This is a genomic window from Brachybacterium sp. AOP43-C2-M15, from assembly GCF_052446295.1.
GTDB lineage: Bacteria > Actinomycetota > Actinomycetes > Actinomycetales > Dermabacteraceae > Brachybacterium.
This window is the reverse complement of record NZ_JBQSWB010000001.1, coordinates 210,424-237,166: the sequence shown is the minus strand read 5'-3', so window position 1 is coordinate 237,166 and position 26,743 is coordinate 210,424. Positions and strand designations below refer to the sequence as shown.

Sequence of the window (26,743 nt, the reverse complement as noted above, 5' to 3'; positions counted from 1 at the left end):
CACCCCACAACAAACGATGAAGCCCGTCTCTCGCAAGGAGGCGGGCTTCGTTACGAGAGTGCGGCTACTTGAGCACGAATGAAGCCTTCTCGGTACGGAGCATGTCGAATGGCCCTGCCCACGCGACTCCCATAGCGTTACATGCGTCGGGAATCTTGATCTTCTTTTTGCGCTGAGGATCGGGCTTCTCCATCGTCACAACTGTCATTTTATGGGCCCGCGCGTATGCGACGAGTTGGTAATCCGCTACACCCAAGAATTCGTTGATCGCGGCCGGGGTGAAGTGATGGCCGGTCGCCCAGGCCGCGACGGCCGTTAGGTGGGGCCCACAGGCACCATCGAGGTCGACGAACAGGCTTGGGCGCTGGGCTGCCCACGTAGTTAGGTCATCATTACCAGCTGCAATTTCCGCGCCCACCTTCTTGATGGACTGAAGCTTCCCCGCCGCGTAATTGCGGTCGAGCCAGTCCCAAAAGGCTGGTACGAAGTCTAGACCGTAGTGCGCGCGGTTTGACTGGATGAAGATGTTCGCATCAAGGAGGTACATCACGCCACCCCGAGCTTCTTCGCTAGACCATCGAACGTGCTCGCCTTCACTGTTCCCAATAGTCGAAATGCATCTCGATACAAAGTACGCCCTTCGTAAGCGTCGACAATGACGGCGCGAGAGAATTGCTGTCCAACCTGCAACGGACGCGTGTTGTAATAGTCGCCACCTGAGCCCTGCTGTTTTTTCTTCACGGCCAATTCCTTAAGCCGCGTTTCTTCGGCGCGGTAGTGCGAGATGTAAGTGTCCCAGTTCACTAGTTGTGCGTCTCGAATTCTTCGTATGACGACAAGCGTGCTGGCTTTGAAGTGCTTGGCGAGCCGCGATACCTCAGCCGCGTTCAAAGAACCTTGATACTCCCCGCGGAGCTCGGATAGCGGGACTAGAACCTCGGCCGCGACGGAGTTCGCCCATCGCTCATTCGCGAGCTTACTCGGAGATTTCATATCCTCGTCAGAAATGCCGCTCTCGCCCATCCAGACGTGCGCAAGTTCGTGCATGAGAGTAAACATCTGCGCTGATTTGGTGTCAGCGCCGTTTACGAATGTTACGGAAGCGTAAGGATCGCCAAGAGTAAATCCCCGGAACTCGTCGACGCTTAGGCTTCGGTGAGTGTTGTTTCCAACCACGCTGCTGACCATCACTAGCACGCCGGTGTCCTCCACGGCGTCGATCAGATACCGCAATGACTCCTCCCATGTGCCGAATCGCCCACGGCGCTCCATCGTAAAGTCCAAGGCCGCGCGGATCTGTTCAGCAACTTCTAGCGGCGAGTCGTTAAGCGAGGCGGAACCGAAAAACTCGATTGGGTCTGCATCTTGCGACCGGGCGTACTCTCGATACCACTCCTGGCGCATCTGAGCCTCATAGATGACGTCGAGAAGGTTCGCGCTAGGTTCGCCTACTCCAGCATCTCCGAGAGTTCGGTAGTCCGGAATAGGGACCTCCTCTTTCGGCGGCTCTGGGAGAAAGAGGTAGCCGAAAGGAACGTGGGTCGCGGCCGCGAACTCTTCGAGTTGGTTGACCGTCGGAACTTTTTCGCCAGACGCGTATTGCTCGAAGCGGGCATAACGTCTTGTTTCTGGGTTGAGATCAGCGCGATCAAGTGCCCAGCGGAGTATAGAGGGCGCGACGTCCACCTTGGACATTCGGAGCTCCTTTAGGGCGGGCGGGCGTTTCCTCGATCTTAGTCCACCGGCGCCGCCGGTGCCAGAGCCGCGCCGAGGTGGTTGGTGGGCGTGCATCTGACGGTCGCGCGCCTCGTGCTCTGCGCTGGCCCGCCGCACTCTCGCGCTGCCGCGTCCGCCGTGCTCGTTCTCGCCACAGATCGCGCGGCCTGTAGCGGGCAGGGGTTTGGTTACGCCGACCGTGACGCTCAGAGCTTCCGTTGTCGGGTCCCTACGGAGCGTACATCTAACGCTCGAATACTCACCCGTTGCGTCAGACCGGTGAGCAAACGCCCAAAACGATATAAGAAACGGTGCATAAACCACGCACCTCAAAACGGCACAGGAGACACCCATGGACACGGTAAAAATCGGTTACGCACGCGTGAGCACCGACAAGAAGGAGTCGGGCAAAGAACAGACCATCGAACAGCAGATTGACGCCCTGACCAAATGCGGAGTGGAGCACGGCAACATCTTCATCGACCGCGGCGTCTCAGGATCAATCAACCTTGTGAAGGGTGAAGGCTGGCTCGCGCTACAGGAATTCATCGCGCAACAGCACGAAAAGGACAACCTCGAACTCGTCGTAGTCGACGCATCCCGAATCTCAAGGGACTTCCTCGGGCTTCAGAACGGACTCGACGCGCTCAATCAGCAAGGCATCGGATTCACCACAACGGACGGTCGCTACACACGATTCATCGCTACCGACACGATGCAGCTCTTCCAAATCGCCGCCGAGGCACTGGGCGCATCGCTCTACCGCGAACGAGTACGAAGCGCGACCAAGGCCAAGCTGAAGTACCTCAAGGAAGTCGAGGGGGTGCAGCTAGGACGACCACGCAAGCTCACCGACACGGACATGCTGCGAATCAAAGACATGCGCACCAAAAAGATGGGCTACGGGCGAATCGCAAATGAACTGTCCAAGGACCGATTCGACAAGAACGGTAAGCCCGAAACCGTTAGCAAGTCGCTCATCGTCAAGGCTGTCAAGACAATCGAGAACGACAAGGAGGACGATCCGTCATGAAATGGATCAAGAACCACAAGCTCGCAGTCATCCTCACACTCATCGGTTGCGCATTCTGGGTCTACACCGGAATCGACTACTTCATCCTGCTAGCCCCGATCATGTTCGTAGCCGGGATCGTCCTCCGGGCTTTCCCACGGACACTCGTTTGGGCTGCAATCGGAGCTTACGGCACGCTCGTCATGCCCTACGGATGGATCTTAGCGATCCTACTCGCAGTGATCATCACCGTGTGCTTCCCGGCCTTCCGCAACATCACACCGATGGGTGACTTCAAGGCAACACCCAAGAAGGAGGCGTGACTGAAGCTTCCCGCACGAAAAACCCCAAGAGCCGCATCGTTCACTCGATGCGGCTTTTGTAGTGCATGTAGACGGCGGTAGACCGCAGACTCACGGTAGAACACCACAACTACGTGCGAATGTGTGGGTGCGGAAAGTGTGGGCGTAGATCGCAGAGTAGAGGCGTGCGGGCCACACGATTGGAAGTGTCGATCGGTCAGAAGACCGGAAGAAGTTGTCAACCGGAGTCGAGAAGGCTGGATCAACCGTCTTCATTCGAGACACGCACCCTTGAATGATGATGAGAGCAATGAATCCCGTGGCTAGCTTGTCAAGGACCGACGTAATCCCGTTGGAGAAGAGAACCGCGAACAGCATGTTTTGACCGGAAGATGTAAAGGTGTGAGTCAGCTGATCCGATTCGTGACCAGTTCCGCCGTGGAAGCCCAACATTAAGATTGGGACCGCGACGATGGTGCACACAACCGCCACCGCGAGGTTCAAACGGAAGAATTGAGTGAGTGTCGACCCCCAGGTGGACCGTCGCACACCGTATCCCCACACCAGCGCTCCGGCTGCGTTCACCAATGCGAATGGAAGCGCCATGTACCCGTGAATCGCCATACCGGTTGCGTTGCCGAGCAGCGCGATTGCAACTCCGTACCACGGTCCCAACATGATCGCTGCCGCCGCAGTGCCGACCATGTCAAGGAACAAAGCAAGATGAAGCTTGCCGACTATAGCGTGTCCGAAAGCATTCAGAAGCAAACATGCGAGCATCACAACGGTGATGTAGATGTACCGCGAGCGATGCGATTTCTGGGGTTCAGTATCGACCGTCGGTTCAGCCCGATCCGGAGAGGATATTGCCTGGCGATCATCATTACGTTCACACGATGCTTGCGCTTGATAGCAGCGATGTTTCCACAGGCGAATGGATTGCTCGTCTTCACCTAATGCCTGAACAATTTCCCCAACAAGGTCAGCATTAAGTCGGCTGCGTCCCAGTCGGAATGCATCATAGACCGTGGATCGCGCAGGTGCATGATTGGCGCCATCACCTTTCACTAGGCCGCGGTGCCGCCCGATTCGCCGGGCAATCTCCGCATAGGGTATGACGCCCGCGCTCACGCGGAGTTCGCGCAGATCACCGACAACACTGTCGTACGTATCCTGTGCCTGCGGCTCATCGCCACGATCCCGACTCAACCCGCCCACTCCCATGCGTCCTCGGCTACGTCATCGAACTACGCACCATCGTATGCGGCCCCACGGAGCTGCGCACACCCTGTTCGGGCTTGTGCGGGCTTGTATGAGGGCCTGTACATGCGGCCGGAGCTCGCAAATGTCCTTGTAGCGTCGAATCAGGCAACGACCCACGACGATAGGACAGCAGTTGGTAGCCACGAAACGCATCGCAGCATTCTTCGGTGCAGTCACCCTCGCCTCGACACTCGCAGCATGTGGCGGAGGATCGCAGGAAGTCAACGCAGACGACACAGAGGATCAGTCCCAAGCGAGCGATCAGGGCGGCGCGGAAGAAGATGCCGAAGAATCGCAGCAACAAGATGAACCCTTCGACGGGAGCACTGTCACTTTTAGCATGCTCACCGAAGACAACATTGACGGACTGTGCACGAGCATCCTCGGCGAAGTAGACGAAGTGTTGTCAAGCCTCGACGTGGATACTGCTGACATTGACATGGACGCATATGGCGAATGGACGGAATCCTACGAAGAGCAAGTTGGGTCCACTGCCGCAACTTTCAGTTGTCACGCCACGGCTAGCGAACAGGCAGAGGACGCAGAGTCCGTGCACATCAATGTCGCGGCTGGCCAGGGCGATCCGAGCGGCGTTAATGAAGTGAGCGAACGGTCGGAAGACATGAGTGCAGGTATGACATTGCAGACGTCCGACTTACCCGAGGACGAAGTTCTCGCACAGTTCTTGAAGGACGATGTGTTGCCGAAGTTCCAGCCATGACTCACATCTCAGCATCAAGCGTCACATCGGAAGGATGAACTTTGAGGACTTTACATCGCTCGCTCGCACTTGTTGGAGCGGTAACACTTGCATCATCACTTGTGGCATGCTCAAACGGTCCGGCAGAGGTCAATGCAGACGATACAGAGGAACAGTCACAGGCAAGCGAAGGAACAAGCATCTCGTCGATCAACGCCGACAACGTTGAAGGGATGTGCGAGCAAGTCTTCGGGAGTATTGAAGACGTGTACGAGAAGCTACAGCTCGATGTGCCGGCGGATGCACAATTCGGATACGAAGACGAGAAGTACGCAGAGAATGGCGGATGGGGAGACGAATACTTTCCCGAGGCTGACTCGAAGCCTGCAACGATCCGATGCCAGGCGAAAGCGTTCTACGAAGATGACTCTGGGAGCAACGTGGAGATGAACTTCAACATCTCCGTGGCGGCGGGCGATGACGATCCGCAGGGCAACGCAGGCGTTACTGTTTCGGCAGACGGCATGACTGCGGGGCTTCAGTCGTTCTCTCGGTCTGGATCGAGCTCGAGTTCAATGGATGAAGGCGTAGATGAGTCTGTTGCGGAGCAGTTCATCACGGACGAGGTCTTGCCGAAGTTCACGCCGTAACGCCACATCAATCGCAAAGGCCGCATCGTTCAATCGGTGCGGCCTTTGTAGTGCGTGTAGACAGCGGTAGACCGCAGACTCACGGCAGAACACGGCGGTTGCGCGGGAATGTTCAGGCGTACACCCGGACCGCTTAGACGGCAGTCCCTTCGACCGGCCCCTCCCAGTTCGGCCTCCACCCCAACGACGGTGCGACATGCTTCGCGAACGACTCGAGGATGGATGTACAATAAGCAACACCCAACTGGGACGGGATGGTGAGCATGAGGGTGTCGGCGCTCATCACGGCTGCGTCGGCCGTCAGCTGGTCGATCAGCTGGTCCGGCTCGCCGGTGTACGAGCGGCCGAAGGTCGAGCGGGTGTCGTCGATGATGCCGATCTGGTCCGAGTCCTCGCCCGGGCGCATGCCGAACAGACGGCGGTCCTGCTCGGTGACGATCGGGAAGACGCTGCGGGAGACGGAGACGCGCGGGGTGTGTGCGTGGCCGGCGGCGCGGAACGCCTCGCGGTACACGTCGATCTGCTCGGCCTGGAGGTCGCCGAAGGCGGCGCCGGTGGCCTCGGTGAGCAGGGTCGAGCTCATGAGGTTCAGGCCCTGGGCCCCCGTGCGCTCGGCGGTCCCGCGGGAGCCGGCGCCCCACCAGATGCGGCGGATGAGCTCTTCGGACTGCGGCTCGATGCGCAGCGGGGCGTGCGGGGCGGCGTCGGACATGTACGGCTGCGCGGCGGCGCGGGTCATCGGTCGGCCCTGGATGGCCTGGAGGAACACCTCGAACTTCGACATGGCGATGTCCGCTCCGCGCGGATCGGTCGAACCGGTGTAGCCGAAGGACTCCCAGCCGCGGTCGGCCGCCTCGGGCGCCCCGCGGGAGATGCCCAGCGCGACCCGGCCGTCGGCGAGGAGGTCGAGGGCGGCGGCCTCCTCGGCGAGGTACAGCGGGTTCTCGTAGCGCATGTCGATCACGCCCGTGCCCACCTCGATGCGCCGGGTGCGTGCGGCGACCGCCGCCAGCAGGGGCATGGGGGAGGCGGCCTGCCGCGCGTAGTGGTGAACGCGGAAGTAGGCGCCGTTGACGCCGAGCTCGTCGGCGCCGACGGAGATGTCGACCGCGTCGTGGAGCATCTGGCGTGCGGAGAGGCCGCCCTGTGCGGGGCTGCCGCCGTAGTGACCGAAGCTGAGGAATCCGAAGGCTCGCATGGCCTCAGCCTAACCGATAGTTGAAAACGCGACTAGCTGGAGGTGGGGGAGTCGTTGACCCCGGGGGCGGGGAATGGAAGGCTCGACGACGGCCGGGCCGCTCTCCTCCGAGGCGGCCCTCCGACGCCGCCGATGGCCTCGACGGCTCCCACGGCGTGGACACCGCCCACGCCTCCCACGCCTCCCGCACCTGAGACCAAGATCGTGAGCACATCGATGACGATGTCCCGCCGCACCCTCGCCGTCCTCACCGCCGCCGCCGTGCCGGTCCTCGCGACCGCCGCCTCCGCGCAGGCGGACCCGTCGTCCCAGGATGCGCCGCCGCGCGCGGACGGTCCCCAGGCGCTCTCCCGCGCCCGGGCCGCCGCCGACGTGCTGATGGGCGACTACGACGAGCACAAGGCATGGTTCCCCTCGAGCTGGTGGAACTCCGCCGTCGCGCTGCAGACCATCGGCGACTACATGCTGCGCAGCGGGGACCTGCGCCACCTCGAGCAGCTCGATCTCACCTTCGAGCAGAACAAGGGTCCCTTCCCGGCCGGGGAGCTCTCCGGCGACGAGATCTACGGGAACTTCACCAGCCGCGCGATCGACGACTCCGGCTGGTGGGCGCTGACCTGGATGTGCGCCTTCGACCTCACGGGCGACCCGAAGTACCTCGACATGGCCGTCCTCATCGGTGAGTTCATGAACGACTTCTGGGATCCCCGCACCTGCGGCGGAGGGATCTGGTGGGACGAGGAGCGCACCTACAAGAACGCCGTCACCAACGGGCAGTGGATCCGCCTGACCGCCCAGCTGCACCAGCGGATCCCGGGGGACACGATGTGGCTCGAGCGCGCCCAGGAGGCCTGGGGCTGGTACCTCGACAGCGGGATGATCAACCAGGAGGGCCTGCTCAACGACGGGCTCACCGACTCGTGCGAGAACAACGGCGACCACGTCTACACCTACAACCAGGGACTGGCCGTCGGTGCGGCGCTCGAGCTGTGGCGCGCCACCGGCGATCCGGACCTGCTGGAGCGCGCCCGCGCCTTCGCGGACGCCGCGCTCGTCGAGGGTGCCCTGGTCGAGGACGGGATCCTCGTCGAGTGGACGGACGCCCTCGGCGAGACCACCAACGACAACCACAAGCAGTTCAAGGGCATCTTCCTGCGCTATCTCATGGACCTCGCCGACACCACCGGCGATGCCCGCTACCGGGAGGTCGTCGCGCACCAGGCGGCGACGATCTGGGAGCGCAGTCGCACCGCGGCCGACCGTCTCGGCGTGCGATGGAGCGGCGAGGCGACCGCGGAGTCCCCGAACGTCGCCGACTGGCGCACCCAGGCCAGCGCCCTCAGCGCCCTCATCGCCGACGTTCCCGTCGACGGCGCGCCGCGGTCGCTGACCGCATCGCTGACCCGCCCGCCGGTGGTGATCCCCGACGGGGTCCCCTCGACCCGCGAGGTCGAGCTGACCGTGACCGCGACCGCCGCGGGCGCCCGCCGCGTGTCCGCGCGCCTGACCGCGGAGGCGCCCAGCGGCTGGAGCGTGGACCTCCCCCGCGCCGTCGACCTGGAGCTGCCGGCAGGGCACGGGGACGGCGAGGTCGCGAGGGTCGCGATCCCCGCCTCCGTGACGGTCCCGCCCGATGCCGCCGACGGCGAGCACGAGATCCGGGTCGACGTGAGCACGCACTCGGGCCTCGAGCAGACCGCCCGGACGCGCGTCGTGGCGGCGCGCCGGATCGAGTTCATCGCCGGCACCGACGAGGACGCTCCGTGGCTGTGGGAGGACTCCGGCTCCGGGGTGACCGACGAGCCCGGCCGCTTCGCGGACGGCACCAGCTCGTTCGCCTACCGCTTCCCGTTCCCGTCGAGCACCACCTCGGCGGAGGCCACCGTGACCATCTCCAACCAGTTCGTGGTCGAGCTGAGCCCGGACGGCGAGAGCTGGACGGAGGTGCTGCGCGAGGAGGAGCCGATCCGGGACGCCTCCAACCGGGCCGATCATCCCCTCGATCTGACCCCGTACCTCCCCGGCGAGGACAGGGCCGTGCTGCTGCGCGTCTCCGACGCCTTCCCGGAGGACGGCTGGGGAGGCCAGGTGCATCGCGTGGCCGTGGAGCACAGCACGTCCTGACCCGCGGGGCGCAGCTCCGCGCCGACGCAGGCACGCCCCCTGACATGTCGGAATGACGGGCGCATTCCGACGCGTCAGGGGGCGTGCCCGGCGGTCACCGCCGAGGTGGGGCGGCGCGGCGATGGTCGTGGGGCGTGCGCCCCCGCGACCTCGGGGGATCAGTCGTCGTCGGCCTCGGTGGACTGGGTGGGACGTGCGCCCAGCTCGGAGTCCAGCCGCAGCAGGCCCGAGCCGTCGTCGCCGATCAGCTTCACGCGGCCGATGATCTCGGAGGCGGTCGCCTCTTCCTCGATCTGCTCGTCGACGAACCAGTTCAGCAGCGGGCGGGAGTCGTAGTCCCCCTCCTTGTCCGCGCTGCGGTAGAGCTCGCGGATCGACTCGGAGACCTTCTCCTCGTGGGCGAGGGCGGCCTCGAAGATCTCGAGCACCGAGAGGCCGGGCTTCACGCCGGGCGCCTCGATGGCGCCGATGGCGGCATGGTTGCCACGGTCCGAGACGTGCTGGATGAACTTGTTGGCGTGCACGATCTCCTCGTCGGCCTGGTGGCGCAGCCACGCGGCGATGCCGGGGAGGTCCTGCTCGTCCGCCTCGATGGCGAGCTGGCGGTAGGTGATCGACGCCGCGAACTCGAGGGTGATCTGGTCCTGGAACTTCTTCTCAAGGTCATTGCTGAGCTTCATGGGCACGACGATAGACCCCTCCACCGACTTTGTCATCCATGGAAAGCCTTGCCTGACCTGCACTGTTGCGGTTCGGGCAGGCTAACCTGACCGCCCCGGGGCCCGTCGCGGAGCACCCGCCGGGACGGGGGCGGCCGCGGTCATTCCCAGCAGATGCAGAACGGGTGCCCCGCCGGGTCCGCGAGCACGTGGAACCCGCCGTCGACCGACGGGTCCTCCGCCTCCTGCAGCATCCGCGCTCCGAGCGCGAGCACCTCCTGCACTGCGGCCGGGGCGTCCTCGCGGGCGACGTAGAGGTCCGGATGGATCTGCTGCCTCTGCGCCGACGGGTCAGGGCTCTTCCAGGTGGGCGCGATGTGGTCGGGCGTCGGCTGCACGCCGAGCTCGATCCGGCCGTCCACGATCACCTCGTGCCACCCGGCGAAGGGGCCCTCGTCGGCCGCGAGCACCGCCTCGCCGCCGAGCACCCCCGCCCAGAAGGCGGCCTCCGCGCCCGGATCGGCGGCGTCCAGGACCATGAACCTCTTCGTGATGCGCATCGTGCGTGCTCCTCGTCGGGTGGGGGTGGCGTGTCACTCCACGAGCTTGCCGCGGAGGGAGTGCTCGAGGTGCTGCTCGGCCAGGGCGCGGATCCGCGACGGGATCTCGGGCAGCTGCTCGAAGTCCACGCCGCCGCCGGGCGTCCACACCATGTTCCCCCGAAGGGCCGGATCCTGCTCGGGGAAGTCGGAGCGGTTGTGGCACCCGCGGGTCTCGCGGCGCTCGAGCGCGCACTCGAGGGTCGCCCGGGCCGCGAGCAGGGAGCCCTTGAGGTCGAAGGCGTGGGCGAGATCGTCGAAGCCCGAGACGTCCGGGTGGGCGGTCACGTCCCGTGCACGCTCCTCGAGGGCGGAGATCCTCTCCAGGCCCGTGCGCAGGCCCTCCTCGGAGCGGACCACGCCGGCGTGCTCGGTCATCACGTCGCGCACCTCGCGCTGCAGGCGGCGCGGCACCTCGGTCCCGTCGCCCGCGAGCAGCGCGGCCTGCTCGGCGCGGGCCTCGGCGACCGCGGCGGGGTCGCGGTGCACCGCGGTGCGTGAGGCGGCGTGCTCGGCGGCGGCCCGGCCGGTGATCCGCCCGTACACCAGCAGCTCGATCAGGGAGTTGCCACCGAGCCGGTTCGCGCCGTGCAGGCCGGAGGCGGCCTCGCCGATCGCGTACAGCCCCTCCACCCCGGTGCCGTGGTCCCCGGGGCGCACCCACACCCCGCCCATCGAGTAGTGCGCGGTGGGCGCGATCTCGATGGGAGTGGTGGTGATGTCGAGCATCTGCAGGTCGATCAGGGTGCGGTGGACCCGCGGCAGCTTCGCGAGGATCTGCTCGCGCGGCAGGTGGGAGACGTCCAGCAGCACGCCGCCGTGCTCGGTGCCGCGCCCCTCCGCGATCTCGGTGAAGTTCGCCAGCGCCACCCGGTCCCGGGTGGACAGCTCCATGCGCTCGGGGTCGTAGCGCTCCATGAACCGCTCTCCGTCGGCGTTGCGCAGCACGCCGCCCTCGCCGCGCGCGGCCTCGGAGACCAGGGTGCCGGCGGCGTCCTCGGGCTCGAGCAGGCCCGAGGGGTGGAACTGCACCAGCTCGGCATCACGGATCCGGGCTCCCGCGAGGGCGGCGAGGCGGAAGGAGTCCCCGGTGTTCTCGTCGCGCCGCGAGGAGGTGACACGCCAGATGCGGGTGTGGCCGCCGGCGGCGAGGATCACCGCGTCGGCGTTGATCTGCACGCCCTGTCCGGTGACCACGTCGAAGCCGTAGGCCCCGAAGATCGTGCCGTCGGCGACGAGCAGTCGGGTGATGTACACGGTGTCGATGACGGGCACCGAGAGCTCCGCGGCCCGGCGCATCAGGGTGCGCTGGATCTCCAGGCCCGTGTAGTCGCCGGCGTAGCAGGTGCGGCGGTGGGTGTGGGCGCCGAAGAAGCGCTGGGAGAGGCGGCCGTCGGCCTCGCGGGCGAAGGGCATGCCCCAGCGCTCGAGGTCCTCGATGCCGCGGGCGGCGTGGCGGGTGACGGTCTCGACCACCTCCGGATCGGCGAGGTAGTAGGACTCGCGCAGGGTGTCCGCGGCGTGCTGCTCCCAGGAGTCCTCGGGGTCGAGGGTGCCCAGGGCCGCGTTGATGCCGCCGGCGGCGAGGGTGGTGTGGGCGTCGTGCCGGCGGCGCTTGCCGACGGCGAGCACCTGGACGCCGCGCTCGGCCAGCTCGATCGAGGCGCGCAGGCCGGCACCGCCGGTGCCGATGACGAGGACGGACGTGGTCAGGAGACGGTCGGGGGAGGCGGCGATGCTCATGCCGACCACGCTAGGCACGCACAGTCGATACGGCTAATACCGGAATCGTGTGACCGCGATGCGCATCCGCTATGGAGCTGTATCCTCGGCCCATGCGGCTCGACCATCTGCGCACCTTCGAGGCGGTGGTCCGTCTGGGCACCTTCACGCGCGCCGCCCAGGAGCTCTACCTCGCCCAGCCCTCGCTCTCGCGACAGATCGCGACCCTCGAGGCCGACGTCGGCGCCCTGCTGCTCGAGCGCGGCCGCCACGGCGCCGCGCCCACCGAGGCGGGCCGGGTCCTGCTGCCGATCGCACGCCGCATGCTGGCCGACGCCGCAGCCGCCCGTCGCGAGCTCGACGAGCTGGCCGGTCTGCGGCGAGGGAGGGTGCACCTCGGTGCTCCGCCCACCCTGTGCGTCTCCCTCGTGGCGGACGTGCTGGCGCACTTCAGCACTCGTCACCCCGGCGTGGACCTGCAGGTCAGCGAGGCCGGGACACATGCGCTGCTGGAGCGGCTGCAGCAGGGCGAGCTCGATCTCGCCGTCGTCATCACGCGCGAGGACGCCCTCGAGGCCGAGGGGGCGGAGCTGATCGAGCTGCTCACCGAGGAGCTGGTGGTGGTCTCCTCCGCGACGCGCGCCGAGCCGCTGCCCGAGCAGATCGGCCTCGCACAGCTGGCCACCATGCCTCAGGTCGCCTTCCATCGCAGCTACGACCTGCGCTCGGCGACCGACGCCGCCTTCGCCGCCCGGTCCCTGACACCCACGATCACTGTCGAGGGGGCGGAGATGGACGCGGTGCTGCGCTTCGTCGAGCGCGGGATCGGCGTGGCGGTGGTGCCGGCGATGGTGGTGGCGGACCGCCCCGGTCTGCAGCACGCCCGGCTGACGGACCCGGAGCTGCGCCGCACCGTGAACCTGGCCCGTCGACGCGGGGTCCGGCTCTCCGCCGCGGCGGAGACGATGCAGGAGCTGGTGTTCGAGACGGTCGCCGGGACGGATCTTCCGGGGGTGCTGCGCCGGGAGGGAGGAGATCCCCTCCGACCGTCATCCCCGCGGTGACCCCTCGTCATCCCCGCGGTGCCCCCCGGCCGTCATCCCCGCAGGCGATCGGGCACCGCCCCGAGCGTCCTCCCGGGGACGAACGCCCCCTCCCTCCTCAGGTGCCGGGCCGTGCGCGGCTCGAGGGCCGGTGAGCTCGTGGGGGAGGCCTGCTCGGGCCGCAGCAGCTCCTCCATCCGGGCCACGGCCGTGCAGGCGACCTCGGCGACCGGCAGGCGGAGGGTCGCCAGGCCCAGCAGGTCCAGCCCGTCGCCGAGCCCGTCGAAGCCCACCGTGCTGACGTCCTCGGGGACCCGCACCCCGCGAGCGGCGGCGGCGCGCAGCAGGTCCAGGGCGACGTAGTCGACCGGGCAGACGATGCAGCTCAGATCCTGCTCGCTCGCCAGGTCGAGGGCGCGGACCACCCCCTGCTCGACCGGCAGCAGGTCCACCGGCATCGTGCTGAGGCCCAGCTCCCGGCAGCGTTCGAGGAGGCTGCGGATCCGCAGGTCGAACACGCGGGAGTAGAGGAGCGGCGCGGTGAGGACCGCGATGCGGCGATGGCCGCGCGCGGCGATCTCCTGCGCCATCATGCGCCCGTGAGCGCGCTCGTCGTAGCTCACGGACTCGATTCGCGGATGCGTGTTGGGTCGGCCGACGATCATCAGCGGTGTCGAGGTGACGGTCTCGACCAGGTCCTCCGCGGCGGTGACCCCGGTGCCCACGAACACCCCGGCCACGCGCTGGCCGATGAGGCGCCGCAGCCCCTCGACCTCCGCGGCGCCGGACGCATGGCGGAACGCGGTCACCGAGATGAGGGGCCGGCCGGCCGCCTCCACGGCGCGGTGCATCTCGGCGTGGAGGTGGCCGTAGGCGGGGTTGGTCGCGTCCCGCACCAGCAGCCCCAGCTGGCGCTCCCGGCGCATCGCCAGCCCGCTCGCGACGAGGTTGTGCACGTAGCCCAGGCGGCGGGCGGCCTCATGGATCGCGATGAGCGCGTCCGGCGAGACGCGCTCGCCGTCGTTCCTGAACACCCGCGAGACCGTCGAGCGGGAGACCCCGGCCGCACGGGCCACGTCCTCCATCGTCGGGGCCCGGTCCATGCCGCCTCCTCCCGCTGCGCGGCACCGTCCGCGTGCGGTGCGATCGACGCAGGCTACTGCGAGGGAGCGGACGCACGGCGTCCGGGCGGTGACCCGCTGGTGAAGTCCGGGTGCGGGGAGGTGCGGCCGGGAGCGCCGTCGGCGGAACTCTTGCCGACGGCGCGGTGAACATCGGATGGATCCGGCCCCTCCGAGAGGCCCGACGGGTCGGATCCCGCGGTCCGACGGCGGTGTGGGAGCGCTCCCACCAGCGCCGACAGGCGGCGTTCACCCCGGATTCACCTGCACGAACGTGGTCTTGGCGGCCCTCTCGCCACTGCCTACGGTGAGGACTGTCGACGGAGCGTGGGGTGACCTCCGCTCGTCCGTCGGGCAGCGCACGGGCCATCCGGCGACCTGCCGACCGCTCGACCACTCGACCACCGTGCCGTCCCCGGGGGTGCTCTCCGGCCCCTCGCCGGCCGCCCTCCGCACAGGAAGCTGGGAGCGCTCCCATGTCGATCACAGCCCGCAGCCCCCGCACGGACCCCGCGGTCCCGTCCGGGGCCGATCAGGCGGAGCCGTCCGCGGGCCCGGCCACCCCTCCGCCGCCCGCCGCGGAGGCAGGCGTCCAGGGGCGCCGCCGGTCCCCGCAACGCCGCCGCCGCGCGCGCCGCGACGCCCTCCTGTTCGGCGCGCTCATCGCCCCGAACCTCCTGGCGATCATCGTCTTCTCGTACTATCCCGCGCTCTACAACATCGCGCTGAGCTTCTTCGACTGGGACTTCGTGTCCCCGAACCCCGAGTGGGTGGGGTTCGACAACTACATCGACCTGTTCACCGACGCGAGCTTCGGCCAGGTCATGGCCAACACCCTGATCTTCACCGGCGTGAGCGTGGTCGGCTCCCTCGTGCTGGGGCTGCTGCTGGGCAGCCTGCTGGCGACCAAGCTGCCCCTGACGGGCTTCGCGCAGACCATGGCCTTCGCCCCGCACATGCTCCCCGGCGCGGCCGTCGGCATCCTGTGGCTGTTCATGTTCGACCCGAACTACGGTCTCTCCCGCTGGGCGTTCTCCCTGCTGGGCACCGACTCGCCGGCCTGGACCACCACCTCGGACTGGTCGCTGTGGGCGATCACGATCGCGTACACCTGGCAGCGCCTCGGCTTCGTCACCGTCATCTGCTACACCGCGATCCTCGACCTGCCCAAGGACCTCTACGAGGCGGCGGCGCTCGACGGCGCGCACGGCTGGACGCTGTTCCGCCACCTCACCCTGCCGCTGCTGAGCCCGATCACGTTCTTCCTCTCGATCACGGGCATCATCTCCGCCGCGCAGGCCTTCGACATCATCTCGATCATGACCGGCGGCGGCCCCGGGACCTCCTCCAGCACCCTGAGCTGGATGGTCTACGAGGAGGCGTTCCAGAAGTTCGACATCGGCACCGCCTCCGCCGCCGCGACCGTTCTGCTGCTCCTGCTGCTGGTCATCACGTACGTGCAGGTCCGCTACGGCGACAAGAAGGTGAACTACGACCAATGAGCACCCTGAGCATCGATCCGGACCGGCTCGCCCCCACCGCCGTGCCCGCTGCGCGCAACCGGGGCCGCGAGCGCGGCCCGCGTCGCCCGCGCTGGATGACCGCCCTGCTGTTCGCAGCCGTCCTCGGCACGATCGGGATCTTCCTGGTCCCGCTGTACTGGCTGTTCTCCTCCGCGCTGAAGCCGCGTCAGGACATCTACAGCTGGCCCCTGCAGTGGATCCCCACCGAGCTGACGCTCGAGAACTTCGTGGTGGCCTGGACCAGCGCGCCCTTCGACCGCTTCTTCGTGAACTCGATCGTCACCACCGGAGTCGGAACGGCGCTGGAGATCTCGCTCGCGGTCCTGTGCGCCTACGCCTTCGTGTTCGTCGAGTTCCGGTTCAAGAAGGCGGCATTCGTGCTGATCATCGCCTCGATGATGCTGCCCGGCCATGTGACGCTGATCGTCAACTACCTCACCGTCGCGAACCTCGGCTGGCTGAACTCCTATGCCGGGATCATCCTGCCCGGCGTCGCGAGCGCCTTCGCGATGTTCCTGCTGTTCCAGTCCATGCGCACGATCGACGAGGACATCCTGCAGGCCGCGGAGATCGACGGCGCCGGGCACCTGCGGCGGATGCTCACCATCGTGGTGCCGCTGTCCAGCCCCATGATCCTCACCGCCACCCTGATCGTGATGGTCGGGAAGTGGAACGAGTACGTGTGGCCGCTCATCGTCACCTCCACCACGGACATGCGCACTCTGCCCATCGGCCTGCTGTTCCTGCGCAGCCAGGAGGGGTACAGCAACTGGGGCGCGATCATGGCCGGCGCCGTGTTCGTCTCCCTGCCGATGCTGCTCCTCTTCTTCCTCGCCCAGCGGCGGATCATCGGCGGCCTCGCCGCCGGTGCCATGAAGTGAGCGGGCCGGCGATCCTCGCCCCCGCCTTCCTCACTCCGGCTCGCACCCGGCCCGATCCCGTCGGCGCCGCGCGATCCCGTCGACGCGCCCCGTCGCCCGACCTCCGACCTCCACCCCCACCCTCACCAGGAGCGAACCCATGACCCGCAGTCCCCTGACCCCGTCCCGTCGCAGCCTGCTCGCCGGCCTCGGCCTCGGCGCCGGCGCGGCCGCTCTCGCCGCCTGCGGCGCCCCCGGCGGCGACGACAGCGGGGAGGGCCCGCGCAGCGGCTTCTCGCAGGCCGATCTCACCGTTCCCTCCGAGTACGAGGGCCGCACCCCGATCCTGTTCTGGGCGCCCTTCACCGACACCAACTACGAGGTGCTGACCCGGCAGTTCGCCGAGTTCAACGAGTCGCAGGACGAGATCGTCGCGATCACCGAGTCCGTCGGCACCTACGCGGATCTCAACCAGAAGTTCACCGCCGCCCTCCAGGCCCGCACCGTCCCGGACATCGTCTGCTTCCCCGAGATGCAGTGGCTGCAGTTCCACCAGGCCGGAGCGCTCGCCGCGCTGGACGACTACTTCGACGACGAGTGGAACCTCGACGTCTTCATCGAGAACTACGTCGCCGAGGGCAGGGCCGCCGGTGACACCTACGTGGTGCCCTTCGCCCGCTCGACGCCGCTGTTCTACTACAACAAGACCCGCTACCTCGAGGCCGGCCTGCCCGAGGAGGGGCCCGAGACGTGGGAGGACCTCGCGGCCTTCGCCCCCGAGCTCGCGAAGATCGAGGTCGACGGCCGCCCTCTGGCGGCGATGGCCTTCAGCGGCGACGCCTGGCACGGACAGGCCGACATCTGGGGCTTCGGCGGCGCGAACTCCACCGAGGACCTCCAGGTCACCCTGGACGACGAGCGCGGCGTCGCCTGGCTGGAGTGGATGCGCCGGTTCGTGCACGACGACGGCTACGGCTACCTCGCCCAGGATTCCGGCACCGACTTCGCCTCCGGGCTCGCCGCCGGTTGGCGGGGCTCGACCGCCTCGTTGACGGGGCAGACCGCGGCCACCGAGGGCGTCTTCGAGATCGGCACCGCCTTCATGCTCTCGAGGGAGGGGGAGGAGAAGCAGGTGCCCACCGGCGGCTCCGGCCTCTCGATCGTGCGCAGCGACTCGCAGGACCGCCAGGACGCCTGCGCCGAGCTGTTCCGCTTCCTCGCCCAGCCCGAGAAGTCCGCCGAGTGGCACATCGGCACCGGCTACGTGCCCATCGTCCAGGCCGCGCAGGAGACGCAGGCCGTCAAGGACCTGGTCGCCGAGAACCCCAACTACGCGGTCGCGCTGGCGCAGCTCGAGAACGCCCGCACCGCTGACTACACCAACTGGGACCAGGGCTCGATCACCGAGATCGGTGCCGCGATGGGCCAGGTCTACGGTGACGGCGCGGATCCGGAGCAGGTCCTCACCGCCCTCGCCGGGACGCTCCAGGAGACACTGGACGCGAACCGCGAGGACTACGAGGCCGTCGCCTTCGAGGGCTGGAGCTGAGCCGTCCCCGTCCGCACGACCCCGCGCCCCGGGCCCTCGCACGGCCCGGGCGCGGACCCGACCAGGGCCTGCGTGCCCGCAGCGAGGAGATCGAGACCATGACCGCCCAGCACCCCGCGATCGTCGGCCACCGCGGAGCCGCCGCTCTCGAGCCCGAGAACACCCTGCTCTCCTTCCGCCGCGGTGCGGCCGAGGGCTCCCAGTGGCTCGAGTGCGATGTGCACCTGAGCTCCGACGGCAGGGACGTGATCATCCACGACGCGACCCTGGACCGCACCGCCCAGGAGGACTCGCCGCTGCGCACCGGACGGGTCGGGGACCTCACCCGCGCCGAGCTGGACCAGGTGCTGGTGGGCGAGGGCGAGCACCTCCCGACCCTCGCCGAGGTGCTCGACACGGCCGTGCGCGAGGACGGCGACCGCATCCCGCTGCTGGTGGAGATCAAGGACCCCGCCGCCGCGGATCTCGTGGTCGGGATCCTCCGCGACTACTTCGGCGAGCTCTCCTGGCAGGAGCCGACGGACGCTCCGGCGTGGGTGATCTCCTTCCACGAGGAGCCGCTGCGCCGCACCGCTCAGCTGGCGCCGGGGATCCCGCTGATGCGCACCACGAAGGCGACCTCGCCCGAGTGGTGGCTCTCCTGCCGGGAGCTGGGCGTCTCCCAGGTGGGGGTGCGGATCGTCGACGCCGTGCCGGCGGACGTCGAGCAGGCCGCGGAGATCGGGGCGCAGCTGAATCTGTGGACCGCCCGCACCGAGGAGCAGCTCGCGCGGGCCCTCGAGCTCGGCTGCGACACGCTCACCGTCGACGACCCGGCCTGGGCCCTCGACCAGCTGGCGAGCCGATCCGCCGGCTGAGACGGACCTCGGTGCGCGCCCGGGCCTCAGCCGGCGTTCTCGACCTCGATCTCCAGCCCGCCGTCGGCCGGTCCGGCGGTGATCAGCCACAGGTGCTCGACGCCCTCGTCCGCGTAGGCGATGCACTCCGCGTCGAGGTCCCCGGCGCCGGAGTCGATGCCGTCGCCGCACTCGACGCCGAGGGTCATCTCCTCGGGCCCGCGAGCATCTGCCTCCTCCTCGAGCAGCGTGGAGAGCTCCTCGGCGCTGAGCACCGCGGAGTCGTGGCCGAAGCCCCAGGTCCCCTCGAAGAGGTTCTCCCCCTCGGAGGGGGCGTCGTCCCCGGTCGAGCCGTCGTCCCCGGTCTCGCCGTCCTCGGCCGTGTCGTCGCCTGTCTCGGCGTCGTCCTCGGCCGTGTCGTCGCCTGTCTCGACGTCGTCCTCGACCGCGTCGTCCTCTGTCTCGGCGTCCTCCTCGGCCGCGGGCTCCTCGACCGCGGGATCCTCCCCGGTCTCCTGCTGTTCGGCGCCCCCGCACCCCGCGACGAGCGCCGCGGCGAACGCGATGCCGGCGAGCGGCGCGACCATCCGTCGGCCCCCTCGCCCGTGCACCGAGCCGCGCCCGGTGGCGTGCGCCGCGCCGTGCGCGCGCACCCTGCGCCCTGCGCCGGCGACGTCCTCGTCCCGTGCGGATTCCTGCCTCGTCCTCATCATGAACAACCCCTCCCCGGGTACCCCGCCCGGTCGGTGCGCGCCCCGACGGAGCGGCACGGCACCCCGTGTCGGAGCACCGCCACCCAGTGTGGTCCACGTCATGCTGGGGGTCCAGTCATGCCGGATCCCAGGTCGCTGCGAGCTCCGCGGTGCCCTGTCCCGGTCCCCGGCGGGCCGATCCACCATCCCGACCGTCCACCATCCCGACCGTCCACCATCGCCGAAATCCAGGAGAGCCATGACCCCGCAGTCCGCCCCGTCCCAGCCGCAGCGCCCCGCGATCGTCGGTCATCGCGGAGCCTCCGCCCACGCGCCGGAGAACACGCTCGCCGCCTTCCGTCGCGCGATCGAGGACGGAGCGCAGCTGCTCGAGTGCGATGTGCATCTGAGCGCCGACGGACACGTGGTGGTGATGCACGACGAGACCATCGACCGCACGGCGGCGGAGGATTCGCCGCGCCGCAGCGGCGCCATCGGCGAGCTCACCCGCGCCGAGCTCGACGAGGTGGTGCTGCAGGAGGGGGAGCGGATCCCCTCCCTCGAGGAGCTGCTGGAGACGACCGCGGTGCCCGTCTTCATCGAGGTCAAGGTCGCCGCCGCCGCGACGGCGGTCGCCGAGGTGCTGCGCGCTCTGCCGGCCGGCTCGCCCGCGGCGGCCTCGACGGTCATCTCGTTCCACGCCGAGGCGCTCGCCGAGATCCGCCGCGGCGCCGACGTCGCCGTCTCCTACCTCGTCGAGCAGGTCGACGAGAAGGCGCTCGCCACGGCGCAGGAGATCGGCGCGGTCGCGATCGGCCCGTCGATCGACGGTCTCAGCCTCCGCGCCGCCCGGGCGGCGCACGAGGCGGGCCTGACCGTGAACCCCTGGACGGTCAACACCGCGCCCCAGCTCGAGATCGCCCTCGCCTGCGGCGTCGACACCCTCACCACCGACGACCCGGCCTGGGCGCAGCGCGAGCTCGACGTCCGCCTCGGGTGAGGAGCGGAGGTCCGGCGGTGACGCGCTCACCCTGCGGCGACGCTCCTCTCCCGCGTCACCGGGTGCCGAACGCTCCGCCCCGGCACGTCAAGGGCCATTGACATTTCGTGTCAAGGACCCTTGACTTGAGTGTCAAGGAGCCCTTACATTCGGGGTATGGATACGACGGCTCGCACTTCGTTCATCAGCCCTGAAGCCACCGGCGTCACGCCTGTTCCGCGGCCCGACGAGACCTCTGCCGGCGCCCCGTCCGCCCCTCTCCTGCGCGTGGTCGGCGTGCTCGCCGCCCGACCGGTGCTGATCCTCCTGCTCGGGGTCGGTCTGCTCGCCGCGGGCCTTCCCCTCGTCCATGCGAACGCGCTCGTCGTGGTCGTCGACGTGCTCGCGCTCGGCGCGGTGGCCCTCGCCCTGCGCGCCGAGGGGAGGCGGCTGCGCGACCTGTTCGGCCCCCTCCGCTGGATCGACCTCGCCTGGGGCGCCCTGCTCCTCGTGATCCTGCTGCTGGGCTTCCTCGCCGCCAACATCGCGGCGAACCTGATCGTCCACGGCGGTGCGCCGCCGATGCCGACCGCCGCCCCGGTGGTCCCGCTGTGGGTGGGTCTGGCCGCCGTGCTCATCGCCCCGCTGACCATCGCCCTGGCGGAGGAGTCCGTGTATCGCGGCTATGCCCAGCCCCGCCTCGAGCCCCGCCTGGGCCGGATCGGTGCCCTGGTCACGGTCGCCCTCGTCTTCGGCGTCCAGCACGTCGGCTTCTCCCTGACCTCGGGGCCCGATGTCGCGGCGAAGGTGCTCACCACCGTCCTCGCCGGTCTGCTGCTGGGCGCGCTCTGGCTCTGGATGCGTCGGCTGCTGCCCCTGGTGCTCGCCCACTGGGGCCTGGACCTGCTGCTCCTGGGCCTGCCCACGCTCGCGCTCGCCGTGCTCTGAGCCGCGGCGCCCCACAACGAACCCGCCGAACCCGCCGATCTCACCTGAGGAGCACCCCATGACCACCGACCTCCGCCGCCAGGCCAACCGCACCTTCGCCGTCCGCTTCGTCGGCGGCGTCGCCCTCTACGCCGCCGGGCTCGGCATGGCCGTGGCCGCCGAGGGCACCGGCTTCCCCGCGTGGCTCCCCGCCCTGCTGGTGCTGCCCGCCGTGGGTCTGATGGCCTGGGCGAACATCGGCATGTACCGCAGCGGCGACGAGTTCGAGCGGCGCAAGATCGCCGAGGCGATCCTGCTCGCCTTCGTCATCGCCACCCCGCTGATCCTCGCCGTCGGCGTGCTGCAGTTCTACCTGCTGCCTGCGATGAACTGGATCTTCGCCTTCTCGATCCTGATGCTCTCGTGGATCGTCGGCACCATCGCCTCCGCCGTCCGCTACCGCTGAGAGGGCCGAGTCATGCGCAACGACATCAAGGCCCGCCGTGCCGAGCGCCGCTGGTCCCAGGCCGAGCTCGGCCGGGCCCTGGGAGTCTCCCGGCAGACGGTGATCGCCATCGAGAACGACAAGTACGACCCCTCCCTCCCGCTCGCCTTCCGGCTCGCAGCCCTGTTCGAGTGCCCGATCGAGGAGATCTTCACCCCGGGCCCGGACCCGACGTCGGAGTCGACGTCGGAGTCGGGGGTCTGAGGTGGAGCGCTGAGATCGAGCGCCGCGGCGGAGCCGCGGGGCGAGAAGCCCGATCGTCGCGCCGGGGAGCGCGGCGCAGGACGACCGGGGTGCTCCGCCCGGCACGCCGGGCCGACGGCGGGCAGGCATCGTTCGCGGTCCCGGCCCGCGGCGCCCTGCTACGGTGTTCGTCGTTCGTGGTGCGCGTCACAGTGACGTGCGTGCCCCGGAACAGTCCATCCCCGCATCCCGCCGCTCCGCGGCACCGGAAGGCGATCACGGTGAATCGATCCACATCCCCCTCCAGTCCTCGATCCTCGGCGGCCCGCGACGCCTCCTCGGCGGTCGCAGGCCGCGCCCCGGCCGGCCTCAGCCGCCGCAGCGCCCTCGGACTCGGGCTCGCCGCCTGCGGCACGCTCGCCCTCCCCGCCGCCGGGGCCTTCGCGGAGGGGACCCTGCCCGGCCGCCTCCCCTCCGTGCGGCCCGCGCCCCTCGGCGTCGAGGCCGGCGGCCGGGCCGTGGTGCTGGGTCGCCGCGTCACCGTCCTCGTCGGCAAGGACACCGACCCCGCCGCACGGGCCGCCCTGCGCGAGCTGCTCGAGAGCGTCGGCTGCACCGTCACCGAGTCCGTCGCCGGCGCCGCGGACGCCATGGACACCACGGATGCCACGGACGCCGCGGCCGGCGCCGCTGGGCGCGTGCACCTGGGCACCCCCGAGGACAACCCCACGATCGCCCCGACCCTCGAGGCCCTCGGGGTCGACGGGCCCGACGGCCTCGCCGCCGACGGCTACGTCCTGGCCGCCGGGCGCGACGACGCCCCCGTCGCCGTCCTCGCCGGGCGCGACGCGCGGGGCACCTTCTACGCGGTCCAGACCCTCCGCCAGCTGCTGGACGGCACCACCACCGTGCCCGCGGTGCGCCTGCGCGACGAGCCGCTGATGGAGATCCGCGGCGCGATCGAGGGGTTCTACGGCATCCCGTGGTCGCACCGGTCCCGCCTGGACCACTTCGCCTTCTACGGCCGGCACAAGCTGAACACCTACATCTACACCCCGAAGGACGATCTGCTGCTGCGCTCGAGATGGCGCGAGCTCTACGAGGGCGACCAGCTCGCCCAGCTCACCGAGCTGGTCGAGACCGCCGTCGCGCACCACGTGGACTTCACCTACGCCCTCTCGCCCGGCAACGACATCGTCTACTGCTCCGACGAGGACTTCGAGGCCACGGTCACGAAGTTCGAGCAGCTCCGCGAACTGGGTGTGACCAGCTTCTACATCGCCCTGGACGACATCCCGTGGGAGCTGGGCGAGGAGGACGCCGCCCAGTTCGGCTCCCTGCCCGAGGCGCAGGTCCACTACCTGAACCGGATTCAGGAGGAGTACGTGCGGGCCCACGACCTGGTCCCGCTGCAGACCGTCCCGACCGGGTACACCGGCTCCGGCCCCACCGAGTACAAGACCGCTTTCGGCACAGGTGCCGACCCGGAGATCCGCATCCAGTGGACCGGCGAGGGCGTGTTCTCCCCCTCGATCACCGAGGCCTCCGTGGTGGCGGCGGTCGAGAGCTATCACACCGACCACCTGTACATCTGGGACAACTTCCCCGTGAACGACGGCCGCCGCGACCGCCTCTTCCTCACCCCGCTCGAGGGGCGCGCGCCGACCCTGCACCAGCACCTCGCCGGCTTCACCGTCAACCCGATGATCCAGCCCTACGCCTCGCTGATCTCCCTGGCGAACTATGCCGACTACTGCTGGAACCCGCCCGGCTACGACGCCGCGACCTCCTGGGAGGCCGCGGTCGACGAGCTCGCGGGACCGGAGTCCTCGATCCGCGAGGACCTGCGCGTGTTCACCGACCTGAACCAGAACTGGCCCTACCGGGACGGCTCCCCGACCGCGCCGGCGCTCAGTGCGGACATCGAGGAGTTCTGGAGCGCGCACGAGGCGGGCGATGCCGACGAGACGGCCCTCGCGGGCCGACTGACCACCATCACCGAGCTCGAGTCGCGCCTGGGCGAGATGGCGTCGACCGGCTTCTACGAGGACACCCTGCCCTGGATCGTCGCCGCCGGGCACTGGGCCGGCGCTCTCCTCGCCCAGATCGAGATGCTCCGGGCCATCACCGAGAACCGCCTCGAGGACGCCTCCGCCGCGGCGACCCGCGCCACCGAGCGCCTCGTCGAGGCGGGGAGGGCCACGGTCCCGGACCAGCGCGAGGACGGCGTGCACAGGGAGGACCAGATCGTCCCGAGCGTCGGCGACGGGGTGTTCCACGCGTTCGTCCCCCGTGCCTGGGAGGAGCTGCGCGCGGTGCTGCCGGACCATCCGTCGCTGCCCTTCCTGGGCCTGCCGGGCACGGCGACGACCACGCTGGCGACCTACCAGGACCACACCATCGAGCGGATCGTCGACCACGACGTCGAGACCATGTTCTGGTCCAGCAGCGCCCCCGAGGTCGGTGACGTGGTGCAGGTCGAGCTGGAGGAGAGCCACCCGATCCGCTTCGTGCGGGTGCAGATGGCGACGAGCGACCAGACCGCCGGCGACCAGATCTACGAGGGAGCCCTCGAGCTCTCGGCCGACGGGGAGTCCTGGACCGGGATCGGTGCGACCGACGGCACCCCGGTGGCGGAGGCCACCCTGGACGAGCCCGTCGACGCCCGCTTCTGCCGCCTTCGCGTGACCGCGGAGAACCCGGGCGGCCAGTGGGTGCAGATCCGCGAGTTCGGCATGGGGGAGGACCCGCCGGCCACCTGAGGAGCGGCGGCATCGGGGTGGGGGCCTCCGCGCCGGTCGCCGTGTGCGGAGTGACGGCCGCCACGTGCGGCGGCGGAGCATCGGCCCAGTGCATCGCCTCGACAGGGTCCTGCATGCTCACGCATCGAACGCCCCGTTCCGTGCGCACGGCCCGCCGCGTACTGTGGGCGGCTCCGTGCCCTCCGCCTCCGCGGAGCCCCCGAGGACCGGGGACCCCAGGGACCCCTGAAAGGACCGCGATGCTCGACTCGACGCTCCAGGCCACGTACGACCAGGTGCTCCGCCGCAATGCCGGTGAGCCCGAGTTCCACCAGGCTGTCCGGGAGGTGTTCGAGTCGCTGGAGGTCATCCAGTCCCGTCACCCCGAGTACCAGGATCACGGCATCCTGATGCGCCTGTGCGAGCCCGAGCGCCAGATCATCTTCCGCGTCCCCTGGGTCGACGACCGGGGCACCGTCCAGGTCAACCGCGGCTTCCGCGTCGAGTACAACTCCGCGCTCGGCCCCTACAAGGGCGGCCTGCGGTTCCACCCCAGCGTGAACCTCGGCATCGTGAAGTTCCTCGGCTTCGAGCAGATCTTCAAGAACTCGCTGACCGGGCTGCCGATCGGCGGCGGCAAGGGCGGCTCCGACTTCGACCCGCACGGCCGCAGCGACGGCGAGGTCATGCGCTTCTGCCAGTCCTTCATGACCGAGCTGCACCGCCACATGGGCGAGTACACGGACGTCCCCGCCGGCGACATCGGCGTGGGTGCCCGCGAGATCGGCTTCCTCTTCGGCCAGTACAAGCGCCTGACCAACCGCTACGAGGCGGGCGTGCTCACCGGCAAGGGCCTGGACTGGGGTGGCTCGCTCGTGCGCAAGGAGGCCACCGGCTACGGCGCGGCCATCTTCGCCGACGAGATGCTCAAGGCCCGCGGCTCCTCCTTCGACGGCCGGCGCGTCGCCGTCTCCGGCTCCGGGAACGTCGCGCTCTACGCGATCGAGAAGGCCCGCCAGCTCGGCGGCGTCCCGATCACCGCCTCGGACTCCTCGGGCTACGTGGTCGACGAGAACGGCATCGACCTCGAGCTGCTGCTGCGGATCAAGGAGGTCGAGCGCGGGCGCATCAACGAGTACGCCGAGCGCCGCGGCGGGGGAGCCCGCTTCGTCAAGGGCGGCAGCGTCTGGGACGTCCCGGCCGAGATCGCCCTGCCCAGCGCCACCCAGAACGAGCTCGACGAGAACGCCGCGAAGACCCTGGTCGAGAACGGTGTGCTGGCCGTCTCCGAGGGGGCGAACATGCCCTGCACCCCGGAGGCCGTCAGCGTGCTGCGCGAGGCGGACGTCGCCTTCGGTCCCGGCAAGGCCGCGAACGCCGGCGGCGTCGCCACCTCGGCGCTCGAGATGCAGCAGAACGCGAGCCGCGACGCGTGGAGCTTCGCCCACACCGAGCAGCGCCTCACGGAGATCATGAAGAACATCCACGCCACCTGCCTGGAGACGGCTGACGAGGTGGGTCGCCCCGGTGACTACGCGGTGGGCGCCAACGTCGCCGGCTTCCGCAAGGTGGCCGACGCGATGATCGCCTTCGGCGTGATCTGAGCCGTGCTGCCGGGTCGCGGGCGAGTCCCGCGACGCGCAGCCAGGGCCCCTCGGGCCGTGCACGTGCAGCCCCGCACGTCGCGCGCCCGAGGGGCCCTTCACGTGCGCTGGTCGTGCGATGGCAGGCCGGGCCGTGCCGGGCCGTGCCGTGTCGTGTCGGGACCCGTGGCAGGGTCCGGGACTGCGGGATCATGCGGCGTGACCCAGCGCACAGCTCCTCGAATGGGAATGATTA

The 26,743-nt window shown here is 68.9% G+C and carries 25 protein-coding genes; 16 read left to right on the top strand and 9 right to left on the bottom strand.

Annotated features, from left to right (window positions below; genetic code table 11):
- Positions 1-64: 64 nt before the first annotated feature.
- Together ACT3SP_RS01035 and ACT3SP_RS01030 are read right to left on the bottom strand one after the other, a co-directional pair.
- A complete protein-coding gene (locus tag ACT3SP_RS01035; RefSeq protein WP_444585555.1) occupies positions 65-547 on the bottom strand; it encodes a DUF4411 family protein in 483 nt (160 codons plus the stop codon).
- Positions 547-1,695, bottom strand: a complete 1,149-nt coding sequence (locus ACT3SP_RS01030; RefSeq protein ID WP_444585374.1) for an ImmA/IrrE family metallo-endopeptidase — start codon at positions 1,693-1,695, stop codon at positions 547-549. The genes ACT3SP_RS01035 and ACT3SP_RS01030 overlap by 1 nt, the downstream gene beginning before the upstream one ends.
- A gap of 373 nt (positions 1,696-2,068) precedes the next feature.
- On the opposite strand from ACT3SP_RS01030, the gene ACT3SP_RS01025 reads away from it, so the two are divergent.
- On the top strand, positions 2,069-2,749 hold the full coding sequence (locus tag ACT3SP_RS01025) for a recombinase family protein (RefSeq protein WP_444585373.1): 681 nt from the start codon (positions 2,069-2,071) through the stop codon (positions 2,747-2,749).
- Positions 2,746-3,051: a hypothetical protein gene (locus ACT3SP_RS01020; protein ID WP_444585372.1), complete on the top strand. Its 306-nt coding sequence runs from the start codon at positions 2,746-2,748 to the stop codon at positions 3,049-3,051. The genes ACT3SP_RS01025 and ACT3SP_RS01020 overlap by 4 nt, the downstream gene beginning before the upstream one ends.
- Before the next feature lie 90 nt (positions 3,052-3,141).
- Here the strand turns inward: ACT3SP_RS01020 and ACT3SP_RS01015 are convergent, their stop codons facing one another.
- A complete protein-coding gene (locus tag ACT3SP_RS01015) occupies positions 3,142-4,254 on the bottom strand; it encodes a hypothetical protein (RefSeq protein ID WP_444585371.1) in 1,113 nt (370 codons plus the stop codon).
- A gap of 172 nt (positions 4,255-4,426) precedes the next feature.
- Here ACT3SP_RS01015 and ACT3SP_RS01010 point away from each other — a divergent pair, with 172 nt between their 5' ends.
- Positions 4,427-5,014 carry a hypothetical protein gene (locus tag ACT3SP_RS01010; protein WP_444585370.1) on the top strand — a complete coding sequence of 196 codons (588 nt, stop codon included), beginning with the start codon at positions 4,427-4,429 and terminating at the stop codon, positions 5,012-5,014.
- Positions 5,015-5,055: 41 nt separating this feature from the next.
- Positions 5,056-5,643: a hypothetical protein gene (locus ACT3SP_RS01005; protein WP_444585369.1), complete on the top strand. Its 588-nt coding sequence runs from the start codon at positions 5,056-5,058 to the stop codon at positions 5,641-5,643.
- A gap of 133 nt (positions 5,644-5,776) precedes the next feature.
- On the opposite strand, the gene ACT3SP_RS01000 is transcribed toward ACT3SP_RS01005, so the two are convergent.
- On the bottom strand, positions 5,777-6,841 hold the full coding sequence (locus tag ACT3SP_RS01000) for an LLM class flavin-dependent oxidoreductase (RefSeq protein ID WP_444585368.1): 1,065 nt from the start codon (positions 6,839-6,841) through the stop codon (positions 5,777-5,779).
- 204 nt (positions 6,842-7,045) lie between these two features.
- Between ACT3SP_RS01000 and ACT3SP_RS00995 the strand changes: the two genes are divergently transcribed.
- Entirely contained in the window at positions 7,046-8,965 is a 1,920-nt protein-coding gene (locus ACT3SP_RS00995) for a glycoside hydrolase family 76 protein (protein WP_444585367.1), read from the top strand.
- Between the two features lie 158 nt (positions 8,966-9,123).
- On the opposite strand, the gene ACT3SP_RS00990 is transcribed toward ACT3SP_RS00995, so the two are convergent.
- The 3 genes from ACT3SP_RS00990 to ACT3SP_RS00980 all read right to left on the bottom strand — a co-directional run bounded on the left by ACT3SP_RS00990 (position 9,124) and on the right by ACT3SP_RS00980 (position 11,966).
- Positions 9,124-9,645 carry a ferritin gene (locus ACT3SP_RS00990; protein ID WP_444585366.1) on the bottom strand — a complete coding sequence of 174 codons (522 nt, stop codon included), beginning with the start codon at positions 9,643-9,645 and terminating at the stop codon, positions 9,124-9,126.
- 140 nt (positions 9,646-9,785) lie between these two features.
- The gene (locus tag ACT3SP_RS00985; RefSeq protein WP_444585365.1) at positions 9,786-10,184 is read right to left on the bottom strand and encodes a VOC family protein; all 399 of its coding nucleotides are present in this window, start codon (positions 10,182-10,184) and stop codon (positions 9,786-9,788) included.
- Between the two features lie 33 nt (positions 10,185-10,217).
- A complete protein-coding gene (locus ACT3SP_RS00980) occupies positions 10,218-11,966 on the bottom strand; it encodes an L-aspartate oxidase (RefSeq protein ID WP_444585364.1) in 1,749 nt (582 codons plus the stop codon).
- A 92-nt stretch (positions 11,967-12,058) separates the two neighbouring features.
- On the opposite strand from ACT3SP_RS00980, the gene ACT3SP_RS00975 reads away from it, so the two are divergent.
- Positions 12,059-13,009 (top strand): LysR family transcriptional regulator, encoded by a 951-nt coding sequence (locus ACT3SP_RS00975; RefSeq protein WP_444585363.1) that lies wholly within the window; start codon positions 12,059-12,061, stop codon positions 13,007-13,009.
- Between the two features lie 32 nt (positions 13,010-13,041).
- On the opposite strand, the gene ACT3SP_RS00970 is transcribed toward ACT3SP_RS00975, so the two are convergent.
- Entirely contained in the window at positions 13,042-14,091 is a 1,050-nt protein-coding gene (locus ACT3SP_RS00970) for a LacI family DNA-binding transcriptional regulator (RefSeq protein WP_444585362.1), read from the bottom strand.
- Positions 14,092-14,585: 494 nt separating this feature from the next.
- Between ACT3SP_RS00970 and ACT3SP_RS00965 the strand changes: the two genes are divergently transcribed.
- The 4 genes from ACT3SP_RS00965 (at position 14,586) to ACT3SP_RS00950 (ending at position 18,898) form a co-directional block, all read left to right on the top strand.
- Positions 14,586-15,611, top strand: a complete 1,026-nt coding sequence (locus ACT3SP_RS00965; RefSeq protein ID WP_444585361.1) for a carbohydrate ABC transporter permease — start codon at positions 14,586-14,588, stop codon at positions 15,609-15,611.
- Positions 15,608-16,513, top strand: a complete 906-nt coding sequence (locus ACT3SP_RS00960; protein WP_444585360.1) for a carbohydrate ABC transporter permease — start codon at positions 15,608-15,610, stop codon at positions 16,511-16,513. Before ACT3SP_RS00965 ends, ACT3SP_RS00960 begins: the two co-directional genes overlap by 4 nt.
- A gap of 139 nt (positions 16,514-16,652) precedes the next feature.
- A complete protein-coding gene (locus ACT3SP_RS00955; RefSeq protein ID WP_444585359.1) occupies positions 16,653-18,041 on the top strand; it encodes an ABC transporter substrate-binding protein in 1,389 nt (462 codons plus the stop codon).
- Positions 18,042-18,139: 98 nt separating this feature from the next.
- Positions 18,140-18,898 carry a glycerophosphodiester phosphodiesterase gene (locus ACT3SP_RS00950; protein ID WP_444585358.1) on the top strand — a complete coding sequence of 253 codons (759 nt, stop codon included), beginning with the start codon at positions 18,140-18,142 and terminating at the stop codon, positions 18,896-18,898.
- 26 nt (positions 18,899-18,924) lie between these two features.
- On the opposite strand, the gene ACT3SP_RS00945 is transcribed toward ACT3SP_RS00950, so the two are convergent.
- The gene (locus tag ACT3SP_RS00945; RefSeq protein WP_444585357.1) at positions 18,925-19,590 is read right to left on the bottom strand and encodes a hypothetical protein; all 666 of its coding nucleotides are present in this window, start codon (positions 19,588-19,590) and stop codon (positions 18,925-18,927) included.
- 238 nt (positions 19,591-19,828) lie between these two features.
- On the opposite strand from ACT3SP_RS00945, the gene ACT3SP_RS00940 reads away from it, so the two are divergent.
- From ACT3SP_RS00940 to gdhA, 6 genes are all read left to right on the top strand, one after another.
- Positions 19,829-20,569, top strand: a complete 741-nt coding sequence (locus ACT3SP_RS00940) for a glycerophosphodiester phosphodiesterase (protein ID WP_444585356.1) — start codon at positions 19,829-19,831, stop codon at positions 20,567-20,569.
- A 156-nt stretch (positions 20,570-20,725) separates the two neighbouring features.
- Positions 20,726-21,496: a lysostaphin resistance A-like protein gene (locus ACT3SP_RS00935; RefSeq protein ID WP_444585355.1), complete on the top strand. Its 771-nt coding sequence runs from the start codon at positions 20,726-20,728 to the stop codon at positions 21,494-21,496.
- Between the two features lie 58 nt (positions 21,497-21,554).
- Positions 21,555-21,941 carry a hypothetical protein gene (locus ACT3SP_RS00930; RefSeq protein WP_444585354.1) on the top strand — a complete coding sequence of 129 codons (387 nt, stop codon included), beginning with the start codon at positions 21,555-21,557 and terminating at the stop codon, positions 21,939-21,941.
- A 12-nt stretch (positions 21,942-21,953) separates the two neighbouring features.
- Positions 21,954-22,184: a helix-turn-helix transcriptional regulator gene (locus ACT3SP_RS00925; RefSeq protein WP_444585353.1), complete on the top strand. Its 231-nt coding sequence runs from the start codon at positions 21,954-21,956 to the stop codon at positions 22,182-22,184.
- A 260-nt stretch (positions 22,185-22,444) separates the two neighbouring features.
- Positions 22,445-24,925 (top strand): beta-N-acetylglucosaminidase domain-containing protein, encoded by a 2,481-nt coding sequence (locus ACT3SP_RS00920; protein WP_444585352.1) that lies wholly within the window; start codon positions 22,445-22,447, stop codon positions 24,923-24,925.
- 239 nt (positions 24,926-25,164) lie between these two features.
- Positions 25,165-26,508 carry an NADP-specific glutamate dehydrogenase gene (gene gdhA, locus ACT3SP_RS00915; RefSeq protein ID WP_444585351.1) on the top strand — a complete coding sequence of 448 codons (1,344 nt, stop codon included), beginning with the start codon at positions 25,165-25,167 and terminating at the stop codon, positions 26,506-26,508.
- Positions 26,509-26,743: the final 235 nt, after the last annotated feature.